Here is a 16,245-nt window from a genome sequence, read left to right as displayed (position 1 = left end):
TCAGTGACCGTAAGTTCTTGGTTTGGTGTAGTAGTCGATCAACGGTACACACATATTGGCAAGCAGAACGGCAAAGGCAACGCCATCTGGGAAACCGCCCCAACTACGAATAATAAATACCAATGCACCAATCAGCGCACCAAAAATCAAACGACCTTTCACGGTAGTGGATGCTGATACAGGATCAGTTGCGATAAAGAATGCGCCCAACATCGTAGCACCCGAAAGTAGGTGGAAGATTGGTGAAGCAGTTTCTCCTGGCGTGATTAAGCTAAATACTGCGCTAAACAGCGCCAAACTGCCTAGGAAGCCAACAGGAATGTACCATTGGATGATGCGCTTTTTGATCATAACCAGTCCACCGACTAAGTAAGCAAGGTTTACCCATTGCCAACCGATACCAGCAAGACCACCAAACATAGGTTGTGATAGCACTTCACTTGGTGTCGCACCAGTGTGGATACCGGTTTTAAATGCGTCTAATGGGGTTGCCATTGTCACGCCATCCACTCCAGCGCGAACTTGTTGTAGTGACAAGCCATCAAAATCATAACCAGTGAAGATCAGAGACAACGCATCTGCAAAAGTCACGTGCTCAGACATCAATGAAACAGGCGCGCTCCAACTTGTCATTTGGACAGGGAAGGAGATAAGTAACACAACGTAAGCGACCATCGCTGGGTTAAATAGGTTTTGACCAATACCACCGTATAAGTGCTTTGCAATAACGATGGCAAAAATCAAACCGATAACCATGATCCACCAAGGGGACCATGGTGGGATTGCCACAGCCAATAACCATGCTGTCACGATGGCACTGTTATCACGCAGCGCACGCATTGGAGAACGCTTACGCACAAGCATGACTAATGCTTCAAGTGACACTGCGACCGCGATAGCGAACACAAGTTGAATAATGGTGCCCCAACCAAAGAAGTAGGTTTGAGCCACTAAGCCAGGAATAGCGCACAGGGCTACCCATTTCATCAAATCAGGCGTGCTGCGACGGCTGTGAGCGTGTGGTGAACTGGCAATAAAAAACGACATTACTCGTTCTCCTCAGTATTGTTCTTATTCGCTTCTTGCTGAGCTTTACGTGCTTTAGCGCGAGCAATGGCAGCGGCAACAGCGGCTTTCTTCGGATCCTCTTCTGGTTCTTCAGAAGGCGTTTCTTCAACAGATTCTGTTTGAGCCTCTTGCTGCGCTTTACGTGCTTTGGCACGAACAATGGCTGCGGCAACCGCGGCTTTCTTAGGATCCACTTCTGTTTCTTCAGAAGGAGCTTCTGCTTCAACAGATTCTGTTTGTGCCTCTTGCTGCGCTTTACGTGCTTTAGCACGAGCAATAGCTGCGGCAACAGCGGCTTTCTTTGGGGCGACTTCTAGTTCTTCAGAAGGAGCTTCCGCTTCAACAGATTCTGTTTGCGATTCTTGCTGAGCTTTACATGCTTTGGCACGAGCAATGGCAGCAGCAACAGCGGCTTTCTTTGGATCTTCAGCTTGTTCAGCAGGTGTTTCCGCTTCTGCAGATTCAGTAGAGCCTTCTTGTTGAGCTTTACGCGCTTTAGCACGATCAATGGCAGCAGCAACAGCAGCTTTCTTCGGATCTTCCGCTTGTTCTGCTGGTGTTTCCGTTTCTGCAGATTCCGTAGAGTCTTCTTGCTTAGCTTTGCGTGCCTTAGCGCGAGCAATGGCAGCGGCAACAGCAGCTTTCTTTGGATCTTCAGCTTGCTCTGCTGGTGTTTCCGCTTCTGCAGATTCCGTAGAGTCTTCTTGCTGAGCTTTGCGCGCTTTTGCACGAGCAATGGCAGCGGCAACAGCGGCTTTCTTCGGATCACCGGCTTGCTGTGCAGACGTTTCTGAATCTATAGATTCGGTTGAATCTTCTTGTTGTGCTTTTTTCGCTTTAGCTCGGGCAATCGCTGCAGCAACAGCTGACTTCTTATCGTCGGCATTGTCTACAGGTGCTTTGCTTTGTTCTTTTTCTGCCTTACGTTCACGAGCGAGACGTTTGCGTTCTTCACGCAATTTCGCCATTTCTGAGTTATCAGGCTCGGCTGCTCCAGATTGAGCCGCTGCAGCTTGTTTCGCTTTTGCTTTGGCAATCGCGGCTGCAACCGCTGGTTTCACTGCTGGCTCGGCTTTCGCTTCGGTATTCTCTTTTTGTGCTTTCACGCGAGCGATGGCTGCGGCAATCGCATCGTCACCGCCAGAGGCTTTCATGTCTTTACGACGATCATCCGCGGCTTTCTTAAAGCGATTTTCACGTTCTGCTTTTTCGCGTTCCATACGCGCTTTCTTCTCTTCAAAGCGCAGCTTAGCTCGTTCAGCTGCTGCCGCTTCTTGAGCGCGCGTACGGATTTCAGCTTTCGCTTGACGATAGTATTGAACCAGTGGAATTTCACTTGGGCACACAAACGCGCACGCGCCACATTCAATACAGTCTTTTAAGTTCAGCTCTTCGAGCTTTTCGTATTCTTGGCTTTTTGCATACCACTGAAGCTGCTGTGGCAATAGCGATGCAGGGCACGCTTCCGCACATTGGCTACAACGGATACATTGCATTTCGTATTGGTCGGAAGCGATCTCTCGACGCTTCGGTGCCAGAATACAGTTTGCCGTTTTAGTGATAGGAACCTGAGCGTGGGGGAGGGTAAAGCCCATCATTGGACCACCCATGATCAGGCGCTGCAGTTTCTTATCTGCTTTGTAGCCAAACTCGTCTAACAGTGCTTGTACTGGCGTACCAAGTAGCGTCCAAACGTTACGTGGTTGCTTGAAGGTTTTACCCGTTAGAGTCACGATGCGATTTACCACAGGTTCGCCATCGATCACTGCACGTTTAATTGAGTAGAGAGAACCAACGTTTTGAACCAGGATGCCAATATCCGCAGGGATAGCGCCGCTAGGAACTTCTTTGTTGGTCAAAATCTTGATGAGCTGCTTCTCACCACCAGAAGGGTACTTGGTTGGGATAACGCGGATCACGATGTCTTTGTTCATCGCCGCTAGTTCCAGCGCTTTGATTGCTGCTGGCTTGTTATCTTCAATACCAATGATGGTCAGTTTTGGCTTAAGGATATGCTCGACGATCTCGATACCTTGGATCAGTTCGTCCGCATGTTCCTGCATGAGTTTGTCATCGGCGGTGATGTAAGGTTCACATTCAGCCGCGTTAACGATAAGAATTTCGGTACGTGCAATACCCGATTGGATCTTCTTAGCGGTTGGGAAGCCTGCGCCACCCATGCCAGAGATACCAGCAAGGCGAATCACATCGATTAACGCATCTGCAGATTCTTGAGCGTAATCGGCAACCGGCGTTTTCTCACACCAAGTATCATTACCATCAGGTGTAATAACTGCGCACAGTTCACTTAACCCCGATGGGTGAGCTACGGTTCGTGGCTCGATAGCTGTTACTTGCCCAGAAGTTGGAGCATGAACAGGAACGGTAAAACCACTGTCTGACGCCGTTAGCTGTTGACCTTTCAACACTGTGTCACCAACAGCAATCAATAGATTACCTGCTTTGCCGATGTGTTGTTTCAGAGGTAGGACGATTTCCGACGGAATGGCTGCATGAACCAATTCAGTTTTGTTGGATTGCTTTTTGTTTTCTGCCGGATGCACGCCGCCTGGGAAATCCCATAGCGAACCAGTACGAATTTGTTCAATCAAAGACAACATACGAAACCTTATTTAATTGAATCAGTCACGTTCGCTGCATTGGCAGCATCCGTAATGTTAACGACTGGAATGGCGTTAAGTTTCCATTTCCAGCTCTCTGTGGTGGTTTCCACAGGAATCATTTCAATACAGTCAGTTGGACAAGGAGCAACGCACAAGTCACAACCGGTACATTCGTCTTTGATCACGGTATGAAGGGCTTTAGTACCACCAACAATCGCATCGACAGGGCACGCTTGAATACATTTGGTACAACCGATACACATGTCTTCATGGATGAAAGCAACGGTTTTGACTTTGCTGTCGAGATCGTGTGCCGACTCTTCCGCTTCAACGCCCATCAGATCTGCTAGTTTCTCGATCGTCGCTTGACCACCTGGAGGACATTTATTGATTTTGTCGCCGTTAGCGATCGCTTCAGCGTATGGACGACAACCTGGGTAGCCGCACTGACCACACTGAGTTTGCGGGAGAATAGAGTCGATTTGATCGACAATTGGATCCGCTTCGACTTTGAAGCGAATCGATGCAAAACCGAGTATGGCCCCGAAGACAGCGGCGAGGGCAGCAAGAGCGATGATCGCAATTAAAATCGTACTCATCGTTTACTTCACCAAACCAGTAAAGCCCATAAAGGCAAGAGACATAAGGCCTGCGGTGATCATCGCAATCGATGCGCCTTTAAATGGCACAGGTACATCAGCTGCAGCAATACGTTCACGCATTGACGCAAATAGGATCAGTACCAAAGAGAAGCCAACCGCTGCGCCAAAACCGTAAATGATCGATTCGATAAAGTTGTGGTTCTCGTTGATGTTAAGCAGAGCAACACCCAGAACCGCACAGTTCGTTGTGATCAGAGGTAGGAAGATGCCCAACAGACGATAAAGCGTCGGGCTGGTTTTGTGCACGACCATTTCGGTGAACTGTACAACAACAGCGATCACCAAAATAAAGCTCATGGTTCGTAAATATTCGATGCCCAGTGGACGCAAAACATAGCTTTCCACCAAGTATGCACACACAGACGCGAGCGTTAGTACAAAAGTTGTAGCTAAGCCCATGCCAATTGCTGTTTCCAGTTTTTTAGACACGCCCATAAAAGGACACAAGCCTAAAAACTTCACCAGTACAAAGTTGTTCACCAGCACAGTGCCGACCAACAACATAATATATTCGGTCATAGTTATTACGTTCTTAAAATCCGATCCCAATATTATCGTGTTTTGTGACACCAATAACAACCAGAGAACGGTGTGGTTTTATGCACCCGATGGAAAATTATACGTGTATGTGATGTGAGCAGATGAATTAATAAGAAATTGAAAAGTTTGGTGAATGATTGTTAACAAAGAAAAACGCAATTACCGCCACTGATTTAACGCACGCGTTGTTGATGGTTTTGGTATCACTTCGTATGGTTCGCCAGAAACGACAAAAGCTCATACCCCTAATGAGTTAGAGGCATGAGCTTTGATTATTTTACAATCTCGCGATTACAGTTTTTCTGTGAAAGTTCGGCTGATCACGTCTTGTTGTTGCTCTCGAGTTAGCGAGTTAAAACGTACCGCGTAACCAGACACTCGAATCGTCAACTGAGGGTATTTCTCTGGATGTTCAACCGCATCCAATAACATCTCTCGGTTCAGAACGTTGACGTTAAGGTGTTGACCACCTTCAACTGCAATCCCCTCGTTGCTTGCTTCGTGATGGAAGTAACCATCCATTAGGGCGGCTAGGTTTTTCTTCTGACTTAATTCATCTTTACCCAGTGCGTTAGGCACAATTGAGAAGGTGTAAGAAATACCATCTTTCGCGTAAGCAAACGGCAGTTTAGATACCGATGCCAAAGACGCAACCGCCCCTTTTTCATCACGACCGTGCATTGGGTTTGCACCCGGGCCAAAAGGCATACCTGCGCGACGGCCATCTGGTGTATTACCCGTTTTTTTGCCGTAAACCACGTTAGATGTGATCGTTAGGATCGATTGAGTTGGCACTGCTTCGCGGTAGGTGTGCATCTTCTGAATTTTCTTCATGAAGCGCTCAACCAGATCACAAGCGATGTCATCAACACGGACATCGTTGTTACCAAATTTTGGATAATCACCTTCGATTTCAAAATCAACGGCGATGCCATCTTCATCACGAACAGGCTTCACGGTCGCGTATTTAATTGCCGCCAAAGAGTCAGCGACAACAGACAGACCAGCAATACCACACGCCATAGTGCGGTGCACGTCGCGATCCATTAATGCCATCAGCGATGCTTCGTAGCTGTAACGGTCATGTGAGTAATGGATGATGTTCAACGCTGTGACGTATTGTGTTGCAAGCCATTCCAACATGTTGTCGAAGCGTGGCATCAAAGCGTCAAAGTCGAGAATTTCATCTTGAACTTTGTCCACTACCGGACCCACTTGCGCTTTCGATTTTTCGTCGATACCACCATTGATAGTGTAAAGCAGCGCTTTTGCAAGGTTGGCACGTGCACCAAAGAACTGCATATGCTGACCAACAATCTGTGGGCTCACACAACATGCAATCGCGTAGTCGTCATTGTCGAAATCAGGACGCATTAGATCGTCGTTTTCGTATTGAACAGAAGAGGTATCAATTGACACTTTTGCCGCGTATTGCTTGAACGCTTCAGGTAATTGCTCTGACCAAAGAATCGTCATGTTTGGTTCAGGAGCAGGACCCATAGTATGTAGCGTATGTAAGTATCGGAATGTCGTCTTAGATACTAGCGTACGGCCATCAACCCCCATACCAGCCATCGCTTCTGTTGCCCAGATAGGGTCGCCAGAGAACAATGAATCGTATTCTGGTGTACGAAGGAAGCGAACCATGCGCAGTTTCATGATGAAGTGGTCGATCATCTCTTGCGCTTGTGATTCATCAATCAAGCCATTTGCGATATCACGTTCTAGGTAAACATCTAGGAAAGTCGATGTACGACCCAATGACATTGCTGCGCCATTTTGTGATTTAACTGCGGCCAAGTAACCAAAGTAGGTAAATTGAATCGCTTCTTGCGCTGTTTTTGAAGGTAGCGACATATCAATGCCGTATTTCAAACCCATTTGACGAATGTCTTCAAGTGCTTGAACTTGGTCTGCAATTTCTTCACGTAGACGAAGCGTTTTCTCAAGATCGCCACCGCGCTCTAGGAAAGTTTGTGTCGAGTTGTATTGCTCTTTTTTGTCCGCTTTTAAGAAGTCGATACCGTAAAGGGCGATACGACGGTAGTCACCAATAATACGACCACGACCATAGGCATCAGGAAGGCCAGTGATGATGCCTGATTTACGACACGCTAGGATTTCTTTGGTGTAAAGATCGAAACACGCTTTGTTGTGAGTTTTACGGTATTCAGTGAAGATCTTTTCAACCGTTGGATCCAACTCGCGGCCATAAACTTCGCACGAGTTTTTCACCATGCGAATACCACCATTAGCGATGATTGCACGTTTTAGAGGCTGATCGGTTTGTAAGCCCACGATCTTTTCCAGAGCTTTGTTGATGTAACCCGCATCGTGAGAAGTAATCGTTGATGGCAGATCGGTATCGAAATCAACAGGAGCGTGTGTGCGGCTTTCTTGTTTAATACCTTCAAGCACTTGGTTCCATAATGCTGAAGTGGATTCGCTAACCTCGGCTAAGAAGGACTCGTCTCCCTCATAGGGTGTGTAGTTTTTTTGGATGAAGTCACGAGTGTTGACAGAGTTTTGCCACTCACCAGCGGTGAATCCAGTCCATGCGTCTAGCATATCAGTCGTCGGAATAGTCATTAGTAAATCCCTAAATTATTGATAAATAGAATGGAGGCGACGAGTAGGACGGAACCATTCTTAACCCTGTCAATCGTATGGATTTACTATCTATGAGTAAAATGAATGCTTTTCATTTTTTGAATGATTAATTTGCATTAATCTAAAATTCAATGGCTTATGTATTTAAATTGCCTTGAGAGATGCAAATTTATTGTGGATACAGTGAACTTGTGGGCGAATTGATAGTACAAACTGCTGACGAAAGAGCTTAAGGCAGCCGGACTTACAAAGAGACGTATTGATGAAACGATACAGCGCTTATCTTGATGTTAACGTTCAAGAAGGGCAGATACGAAAAAAGCCCAGTCTTTCAACTGGGCTTTTCGGGAATTTGGCTCCTCCTGCTGGATTCGAACCAGCGACCTGCGGATTAACAGTCCGTCGCTCTACCGACTGAGCTAAGGAGGAATTGCTTTGCTTGAAAGCGGGTCGAATCTTACCGAGCACCTATATTTCTGTCAACACCAAAAATACACATTTCTAGCAAAAAATAGTGCTTTTTTTTCTTTACTTTTTTGTATGCCTTATCAGTAAAGGGCTGGAGTTAGTTATCCACCAAAATTGTGGATAAGTATGTTGATGAGATCTGAGTAAAGATCTTTTATATGCAACAGTGCTGATTTGTTTTGAATTTTTAATCAAAAATATGCACTGAATAATCATATAAAACAGTGATTTATTTAAATCGACGCAAAATTGCTTAAAGTGGATAAGATTTGGTCTTTTGGGGATAAAGGATAATATTGGGTGTTTCTGGGGAAAAGTTGTGGAAACTAAATTGTGATGATTTGGGGACGTTCATCAACTAGGGCGAAAGACTATAACAGAGTCGCCTGAGTAAGGCTAGATCAAAGTAAAGAAAGCGCAAAAATTAATTACAATGAGCTATAAATCTAAAATAGACGTAGATTTCATCTAACAAGGTGTATATATATACAGCCAAAGTGCAGTAAATATAAGGAAGGGTATGAGTAAAGTTTATGAACTGGTCTCTGAATATCAACCATCCGGTGATCAGCCAACCGCGATTAAGCAGTTGTTAGAAGGGTTAGATGCAGGTCTTGCCCATCAGACATTATTGGGCGTAACTGGCTCTGGTAAAACATTCACATTGGCAAATGTTATCGCAGAAGCACAGCGACCAGCGATTCTTCTTGCCCCTAACAAAACCTTAGCTGCTCAATTGTACGGCGAAATGAAGTCTTTCTTCCCCAATAACGCGGTGGAATACTTTGTGTCGTACTACGACTACTACCAGCCAGAAGCGTACGTTCCGACCACGGATACCTTTATAGAGAAAGACGCTTCAGTTAACGCGCATATTGAACAAATGCGTTTGTCCGCTACAAAAGCACTACTAGAACGTAAAGATGCCATTATTGTCGCGTCGGTATCGGCTATCTATGGTTTGGGTGACCCCGAATCGTATCTACAAATGATGTTGCACTTACGTCGCGGTGATGTGATTGATCAGCGCGATATGCTACGTCGTCTTGCAGAGTTGCAATACTCGCGCAATGACGTCGCATTTGAACGTGGCCAGTTCCGTGTTCGAGGTGAAGTGATTGACATCTTCCCAGCCGAATCAGACCAAGATGCTGTGCGCGTAGAGATGTTTGACGATGAAGTTGATTGCATCAGCGTATTCGACCCATTGACTGGTGTGGTCAAGCAGCGCGACTTGCCACGTTATACTATTTACCCGAAGACGCACTATGTTACGCCACGTGAGCGTATTCTTGATGCCATTGAAAGCATTAAAGACGAGCTTGAAGTACGTAAGAAGCAGCTTCTGGATAACAACAAGCTTCTAGAAGAACAACGCATCAGCCAACGAACTCAGTTCGATATTGAAATGATGAACGAATTGGGCTTCTGTTCAGGTATCGAAAACTACTCTCGTTACTTGAGTGGACGAGCGGAGGGTGAGCCACCACCGACACTGTTTGATTATTTGCCTCACGATGGTTTGCTGATCATCGATGAGTCCCACGTGACAGTTCCGCAAATTGGTGCCATGTACAAAGGTGACCGTTCACGTAAAGAGACGCTGGTGGAGTTTGGTTTCCGCCTGCCTTCTGCATTGGATAACCGTCCGATGAAGTTCGAAGAGTTTGAAGCGATTTCTCCGCAGACGATATTTGTCTCGGCGACACCGGGTAACTACGAGCTTGAAAAATCAGCCGATGAAATTGCTGATCAGGTGGTACGTCCGACAGGTCTGCTTGACCCAGAGTTGGAAGTACGCCCGGTAGCGACCCAGGTTGATGATTTGTTGTCTGAAATTCGAATTCGAGCGGCGAAAGATGAGCGTGTTCTGGTAACGACGTTAACCAAGCGCATGGCGGAAGACTTGACCGAATACCTACATGAGCACGATGTGAGAGTTCGTTACCTTCACTCAGATATTGATACGGTAGAACGTGTTGAAATCATTCGCGACCTTCGTTTAGGTGAGTTTGATGTACTGGTAGGCATCAACTTGTTACGAGAAGGTTTGGACATGCCAGAAGTTTCACTGGTAGCAATTCTGGATGCGGATAAAGAAGGTTTCTTGCGCTCCGAACGCTCGCTGATTCAGACCATTGGTCGTGCGGCTCGTAACATCGAGGGTAAAGCGATTCTGTACGCGGATTCGATCACTAAGTCGATGAAGAAAGCGATGGACGAAACTGACCGTCGTCGTGAGAAGCAAAAAGCGTATAACGCAGAGATGGGTATTGAGCCTCAGGCCTTGAAGCGCAATATTAAAGACATCATGGAATTGGGTGATATCACTAAGTCGAAGCGTCAGCGCAATACTAAGCAAGTGCCGCTATCGAAAGTGGCAGAACCTTCGCAAACCTATGAGGTTATGTCTCCGCAGCAGTTGGAGAAAGAGATCAGTCGCTTGGAAGCAGCGATGTACCAACACGCCCAAGATCTAGAGTTTGAGTTGGCAGCCCAAAAACGTGATGAGATAGAGAAGTTGCGCGCTCAGTTCATTGCCAATAGCTAATTCAACGCGCCTTATAATGCCCAAGTGCTTGTGTCTACAGACGGTGCTTGGGCATTTTATTATTCCCTGTTCAATAGACAAAAAAGAAGCCAATAGGCAGTCGGGTCTATTGGCTCGTTTTGTGAACATGTCGTTCACTAACAACGTCAGTTGGCTAGGTGACCCGAGGGGTCAAAGAGTATACAGCATGGTTTGTGCCATAATTTAACCTGTTGATATTCGGTTTACTTTGTTTAGAATACCCACAGTCTAACAAATGATTATTTGCAAAATGCAAAGCGTAATGCGATTATTATTTAAAACACAACGAAAAATCGGCTAGGCTATGCAACAAATAACAGAAGGTCAAAAGTCTCGTTATCTACTAATGGTAGAAGACACCGCATCCGTAGCGGCATTGTATCGTTCTTACCTGACGCCTCTCGGCATCGATATTAATATTGTTGGAACAGGCAGAGACGCCATCGAAAGCCTGAACCATCGAATTCCCGATCTTATTCTGCTCGATCTCCGCTTACCTGATATGACGGGGATGGACGTATTGCACGCGGTGAAGAAAAGCCACCCAGACGTGCCAATCATCTTTATGACTGCTCATGGCTCTATCGATACTGCGGTAGAAGCGATGCGTCATGGTTCTCAAGACTTCTTAATCAAACCATGTGAAGCCGACCGTCTTCGTGTCACGGTGAACAACGCAATTCGCAAAGCAACCAAGCTTAAGAATGAAGCGGATAACCCAGGTAACCAAAATTACCAAGGCTTTATCGGCAGTAGCCAAACCATGCAGCAGGTTTACCGCACCATTGACTCCGCTGCGAGTAGTAAAGCGAGTATTTTCATCACGGGTGAAAGTGGTACCGGTAAAGAAGTGTGTGCCGAAGCCATTCACGCAGCAAGCAAACGTGGTGATAAGCCGTTTATCGCTATTAACTGTGCTGCGATCCCAAAAGATCTAATTGAAAGTGAATTGTTTGGTCACGTAAAAGGTGCGTTTACCGGTGCTGCGAATGATCGCCAAGGTGCGGCAGAGCTTGCCGATGGTGGCACGCTGTTCCTTGATGAATTGTGTGAAATGGACTTAGATCTTCAAACTAAGTTATTGCGCTTTATCCAAACGGGTACTTTCCAAAAAGTGGGCTCTTCAAAGATGAAGAGTGTTGACGTGCGATTCGTGTGTGCGACCAACCGCGACCCTTGGAAAGAAGTGCAAGAAGGCCGTTTCCGTGAAGACTTGTACTACCGTTTGTACGTGATTCCTTTACACCTTCCACCGTTGCGTGAGCGCGGCGAAGACGTGATTGAAATTGCGTATTCGCTACTGGGCTATATGTCTCACGAGGAAGGCAAAAGTTTTATCCGTTTTGCACAAGATGTGATTGAACGTTTCAACAGTTACGAATGGCCGGGTAACGTTCGTCAGTTGCAAAACGTACTGCGTAATATCGTGGTACTGAACAACGGCAAAGAAATTACGTTGGACATGCTGCCACCACCACTGAATCAACCAGTGGTTCGTCAATCGATTTCAAAATTTATTGAACCTGAAATCATGACGGTGTCAGACATTATGCCGCTTTGGATGACTGAAAAAATGGCCATCGAGCAGGCGATTCAGGCGTGTGACGGCAACATTCCACGCGCTGCGGGCTACCTAGATGTCAGCCCTTCGACGATTTATCGCAAGTTGCAAGCTTGGAATAGCAAGGACGAAAAACAGAACGTATGAGTACGGACGTATTAAATCAGCAAAAAATTGAAGAACTCTCTGCCGAAATTGGCCGTGATAATGTTCCTGTTTTGCTTGATATTTTTCTTGGGGAAATGGACACCTACATCAACAACCTATCCACTCTTGTAGGTACTGAGCAGTTGGTTTACTTAAAAGAGATAAGCCACGCGTTGAAGAGCAGCGCAGCGAGTTTTGGTGCTGATCGACTGTGTGAACTGGCTATTGCCATTGATAAGCAAGCCAAAGCAAATCAATTGCAAGAGCAAGGGAGTGAAGTTGGTGAGATGCTCGATTTATTGCATGTGACTCGCGATACTTACCGTTCTTGGACAAAGTGACCAACTCAGATAACCAAATAAAGCAATAACAGCTGTTTATAAACAAGAAGCCCTTCCGATGTGGAAGGGCTTTTTTATGAACTTTGCTTAATGACGGTTAATCAGTGAGCAGTTGGCTCTCAATGGCAAGCTTCAGCTTTTCACGGTCGTGACGCCAATCGCGGTTAGTCGACGCTAATGATTCAGTGACAACGTTCCAGTTATCTAGAACTTCTTGTTCAGTCTCTTCTGCTAATACAACATCTATTTTTCTGCCTTGGCAAGCGCGCTCACACCATTCAAGCTTTTGCTTCATCGTCATTCGACCTGCAGGGCCATATTCTGGGCTTAAGTTCGCCACAAAAATGACTTTTGCTTTTTGGTTAGCGGCAATCGCCTTACCAAGTTCTGGCAACAGCAGTGGCGGCATGATGCTCGTTAGGAAGCTGCCAGGGCCAAGAATAATTACGTCTGCTTCTGCCAGTGCAGTCACGGCTTCTTTCGTTGCAGGAACTTCTGGTGAAAGATCGAGGCGACGTAAATCGGTGTCCATCTCATCAACGTTGGTTTCACCGGTCACCCACTGCCCATCCACTGATAACGCGGTGAGATCGGAAGGGTGCTCAGACATAGGAAGAATGTGAACGTCCACTTTCAGCATATTGCGGATAAGATTGATGGCATCGAGAGGGCGTACCGATAGGTTATCCAGTGCGGTCAGCATTAGGTTACCGAGGTTGTGTCCGTCGAGTTCACCTGTACCTTTAAATCGGTATTCGAACATCATAGAACTGATTGATGGCTCAGTGATCAACTGATTGATACAGTTGCGCGTGTCACCCCAAGCAATGCCACCCTGACAATGACGGATACGGCCTGTTGAACCACCGTTATCGGTTGTCGCCACAATGCCCGTTGCATTGCTGCCAAAATCTTTTAATGCCGCCAACATACGGCCCAAACCGTGACCACCGCCAACTGCGACCACTTTCTTATCGGTGTAGATATTCATTACGTTCTTCTAATAATCTTGTAAAAAACGACTACAATTTAACTTAATGAGTGCCAAAGGGGTACTCACTAAGCGGTAAATTGTGTTTCTAGAGAGTTTTTTATCACTCAAGTCTGGATTCCATTACAAATATTAAGTATTTTACACGGCAAAGCTATCAGGGGTTTACCTCCTCTGGTTGCCATAACTCCGAGCTCACTATGCTAAGTCCTAGGATAAGCGTCTTGAGCCAGTGACATACTGTCACAAGGGCATACTTGGAAATGATTATGCCTCCCGTGTTTGGAAAGGTGTTCCGTGGCGCAACAATTCGAAGACAAATTTCATCGTAAGTTCTATTACTTGCGTCTGTCAGTGACTGACGTTTGTAATTTTAAATGTACCTATTGCCTTCCTGACGGCTACAAGCCATCGGGCAATAAAAACTCGTCATTTCTTTCTCTCCCAGAGATCAAACGTGTTGTAAAAGCGTTTGCAGATTGTGGTACCTCAAAGGTACGTATCACAGGTGGTGAGCCGAGTTTACGCAAAGACTTTACTGACATTATCCACTCAGTAGCAACCACGCCGGGTATCAAAAAGGTAGCGACAACGACCAATGGTTACCGCATGGCGAAACAAGTTGCTGACTGGCGTGAAGCTGGCTTGACCAACATCAACGTGAGTGTGGATAGCCTTGACCCGCGTATGTTCCATCAAATCACAGGTGAAAATAAATTCGCTGAAGTGATGAATGGTATCGAACGTGCATTTGAAGTGGGTTATGAGCAAGTCAAAGTTAATGTGGTACTAATGAAAGACCTTAACCACAACGAGCTACCTGCTTTCCTCAACTGGATTAAAGACCGTCCTATCCAACTGCGTTTTATCGAGCTAATGCAGACGGGAGAAATGGATGATCTGTTTGCTAAGCACCATGTTTCTGGTGTCGCTATCCGCAATCAATTAATTGCCAATGGTTGGTTACTCAAAGTACGTTCTCATAATGATGGTCCTGCACAGGTATTTGTTCATCCAGATTACAAGGGTGAAATTGGCCTGATCATGCCATACGAAAAAGACTTCTGTGAGAGCTGTAACCGACTTCGTGTCTCCGCTTTGGGTAAACTGCATCTGTGTCTGTTCGGTGAACATGGCGTGGAACTGCGTGACCTACTAGAGCGTGACGAGCAAGAAAATGAATTGATTGAACGTATTCAAGCGCAGCTGCAAACGAAATCCGTGAGTCACTTCTTGCACGATGGCAACACAGGTATGACGCCACATCTTGCGTCTATCGGCGGTTAATTCCAATCAGATTTCACATCGGGAGCTGACGTGGCTTTCGATGATTTTTTCCAGAATCGATACTCTGCGTATCAAAGCAAAAATAGAGAATAGGTGAACAAATGGGTCACGCTGAAAGCAAATTTCAACCTGCAAACATTGCCGTTCTGACGGTATCTGACACTCGTACTGAAGAAAACGACACTTCTGGTGGTTACCTAGTTGAACACGCAAAAGAAGCGGGTCACAACGTAGTAGATAAGCAGATCGTTATCGATGACATGTACAAGATCCGCGCGATCGTTTCTCAATGGATTGCTGACGAAAATGTACAAGCAATCATGATCACTGGCGGTACGGGATTCACTTCACGTGACAGCACGCCAGAAGCACTTAAGCCACTATTTGATAAAGAAGTAGAAGGTTTTGGTGAACTATTCCGTTTGGTTTCTTACGAAGAGATTGGTACTTCAACCATTCAGTCTCGTGCGATTGCTGGTTTCGCTAACCACACTGTTATCTTTGCAATGCCGGGTTCTACTGGTGCGTGTCGTACTGGTTGGACGAAGATCATCAAGCAACAGCTAGATGCAAGCCACCGTCCTTGTAACTTCATGCCACACCTATCTGTATAACCTTTCCTAAAAGCGAAGGAAAAACAATGACCCAATTTACACATATCAACGCGTCTGGCGAAGCTAACATGGTGGACGTGTCAGCAAAAGCGGAAACCGTTCGTGAAGCACGTGCTGAAGCGTTCGTGCACATGGCTCCAGAAACACTGCAACTTATTGTTTCAGGCCAACACCACAAAGGTGATGTGTTTGCGACGGCTCGTATTGCTGGTATTCAAGCAGCTAAGAAAACATGGGATTTGATTCCTCTTTGTCATCCTCTGTTGCTTTCTAAGGTTGAAGTTCAACTGGAAGCTATCGAAGCAGAAAACAAAGTACGTATCGAATCTGTATGTAAGCTAGCGGGTAAAACAGGCGTAGAAATGGAAGCGCTGACGGCGGCTTCAGTGGCGGCATTAACGATTTACGATATGTGTAAAGCGGTGCAGAAAGACATGGTTATTGAACAAGTTCGTCTCCTAGAGAAGACGGGCGGTAAATCTGGACACTTCAAGGCGGAATAATGATTAAAGTACTTTTCTTTGCTCAAACGCGAGAGCTAGTTGGTATGGATGGTCTAGAACTTGAAGGCCAGTTTGATAGTGTAGAAGCCATTCGAGCTCACCTTGTTGAGTCAGGTGCTGACAAAGAAGGCAAGTGGGATTTAGCGCTAGAACCAGGTAAGTTACTGGCAGCGGTAAACCAATCTATCGTCCCTTTAGAGACTGAGGTGAAAGCAGGCGATGAAGTTGCCTTCTTCCCGCCAGTAACAGGGGGGTAA

Annotated in this window: 13 protein-coding genes, 1 tRNA gene and 1 riboswitch; of the genes, 7 read left to right on the top strand and 7 right to left on the bottom strand. The window is 46.0% G+C overall.

Annotation, left to right across the window (positions count from 1 at the left end):
* The 6 genes from rsxD to QTO06_RS15210 form a co-directional block, all read right to left on the bottom strand.
* On the bottom strand, window positions 1–1,047 hold the full coding sequence (gene rsxD / locus QTO06_RS15235; RefSeq protein WP_331408769.1) for an electron transport complex subunit RsxD: 1,047 nt from the start codon (window positions 1,045–1,047) through the stop codon (window positions 1–3).
* A complete protein-coding gene (gene rsxC, locus QTO06_RS15230) occupies window positions 1,047–3,689 on the bottom strand; it encodes an electron transport complex subunit RsxC (protein ID WP_331408768.1) in 2,643 nt (880 codons plus the stop codon). Before rsxC ends, rsxD begins: the two co-directional genes overlap by 1 nt.
* 8 nt (window positions 3,690–3,697) lie before the next feature.
* The gene (rsxB, locus tag QTO06_RS15225) at window positions 3,698–4,291 is read right to left on the bottom strand and encodes an electron transport complex subunit RsxB (protein ID WP_005439677.1); all 594 of its coding nucleotides are present in this window, start codon (window positions 4,289–4,291) and stop codon (window positions 3,698–3,700) included.
* Between the two features lie 3 nt (window positions 4,292–4,294).
* Entirely contained in the window at window positions 4,295–4,873 is a 579-nt protein-coding gene (gene rsxA / locus QTO06_RS15220; RefSeq protein WP_331408767.1) for an electron transport complex subunit RsxA, read from the bottom strand.
* A gap of 312 nt (window positions 4,874–5,185) precedes the next feature.
* Complete coding sequence (pflB, locus tag QTO06_RS15215) at window positions 5,186–7,483, bottom strand: formate C-acetyltransferase (RefSeq protein ID WP_331408766.1); 2,298 nt, start codon at window positions 7,481–7,483, stop codon at window positions 5,186–5,188.
* Window positions 7,484–7,857: 374 nt separating this feature from the next.
* Window positions 7,858–7,933: transfer RNA gene (locus QTO06_RS15210), tRNA-Asn, on the bottom strand.
* A 559-nt stretch (window positions 7,934–8,492) separates the two neighbouring features.
* On the opposite strand from QTO06_RS15210, the gene uvrB reads away from it, so the two are divergent.
* The 3 genes from uvrB to luxU all read left to right on the top strand — a co-directional run bounded on the left by uvrB (window position 8,493) and on the right by luxU (window position 12,593).
* Window positions 8,493–10,523, top strand: coding sequence for an excinuclease ABC subunit UvrB (gene uvrB / locus QTO06_RS15205; RefSeq protein ID WP_331408765.1), 2,031 nt, complete (start codon window positions 8,493–8,495; stop codon window positions 10,521–10,523).
* Window positions 10,524–10,848: 325 nt separating this feature from the next.
* Window positions 10,849–12,252, top strand: a complete 1,404-nt coding sequence (gene luxO / locus QTO06_RS15200; RefSeq protein WP_005439670.1) for a quorum-sensing sigma-54 dependent transcriptional regulator LuxO — start codon at window positions 10,849–10,851, stop codon at window positions 12,250–12,252.
* The gene (gene luxU, locus QTO06_RS15195) at window positions 12,249–12,593 is read left to right on the top strand and encodes a quorum-sensing phosphorelay protein LuxU (protein WP_331408764.1); all 345 of its coding nucleotides are present in this window, start codon (window positions 12,249–12,251) and stop codon (window positions 12,591–12,593) included. Before luxO ends, luxU begins: the two co-directional genes overlap by 4 nt.
* A gap of 97 nt (window positions 12,594–12,690) precedes the next feature.
* On the opposite strand, the gene QTO06_RS15190 is transcribed toward luxU, so the two are convergent.
* Window positions 12,691–13,584 (bottom strand): YvcK family protein, encoded by an 894-nt coding sequence (locus QTO06_RS15190; RefSeq protein ID WP_005439666.1) that lies wholly within the window; start codon window positions 13,582–13,584, stop codon window positions 12,691–12,693.
* 175 nt (window positions 13,585–13,759) lie between these two features.
* A riboswitch (molybdenum cofactor riboswitch) is annotated at window positions 13,760–13,893 on the top strand.
* Between QTO06_RS15190 and moaA the strand changes: the two genes are divergently transcribed.
* The 4 genes from moaA to moaD all read left to right on the top strand — a co-directional run bounded on the left by moaA (window position 13,882) and on the right by moaD (window position 16,245).
* Entirely contained in the window at window positions 13,882–14,871 is a 990-nt protein-coding gene (gene moaA, locus QTO06_RS15185; RefSeq protein WP_331408763.1) for a GTP 3',8-cyclase MoaA, read from the top strand. It overlaps the preceding riboswitch by 12 nt.
* Before the next feature lie 101 nt (window positions 14,872–14,972).
* Window positions 14,973–15,485 carry a molybdenum cofactor biosynthesis protein B gene (gene moaB / locus QTO06_RS15180; protein ID WP_005433210.1) on the top strand — a complete coding sequence of 171 codons (513 nt, stop codon included), beginning with the start codon at window positions 14,973–14,975 and terminating at the stop codon, window positions 15,483–15,485.
* Between the two features lie 26 nt (window positions 15,486–15,511).
* A complete protein-coding gene (gene moaC, locus QTO06_RS15175; RefSeq protein ID WP_005439664.1) occupies window positions 15,512–15,988 on the top strand; it encodes a cyclic pyranopterin monophosphate synthase MoaC in 477 nt (158 codons plus the stop codon).
* Window positions 15,988–16,245 carry a molybdopterin synthase sulfur carrier subunit gene (gene moaD / locus QTO06_RS15170; protein WP_331408761.1) on the top strand — a complete coding sequence of 86 codons (258 nt, stop codon included), beginning with the start codon at window positions 15,988–15,990 and terminating at the stop codon, window positions 16,243–16,245. Before moaC ends, moaD begins: the two co-directional genes overlap by 1 nt.

The sequence above is a fragment of the Vibrio sp. M260121 genome (genome assembly GCF_036533715.1).
Lineage (GTDB): Bacteria > Pseudomonadota > Gammaproteobacteria > Enterobacterales > Vibrionaceae > Vibrio.
The sequence above is the reverse complement of the archived record's forward strand: the minus strand, read 5'-3'. Positions and strand labels throughout refer to the sequence as shown.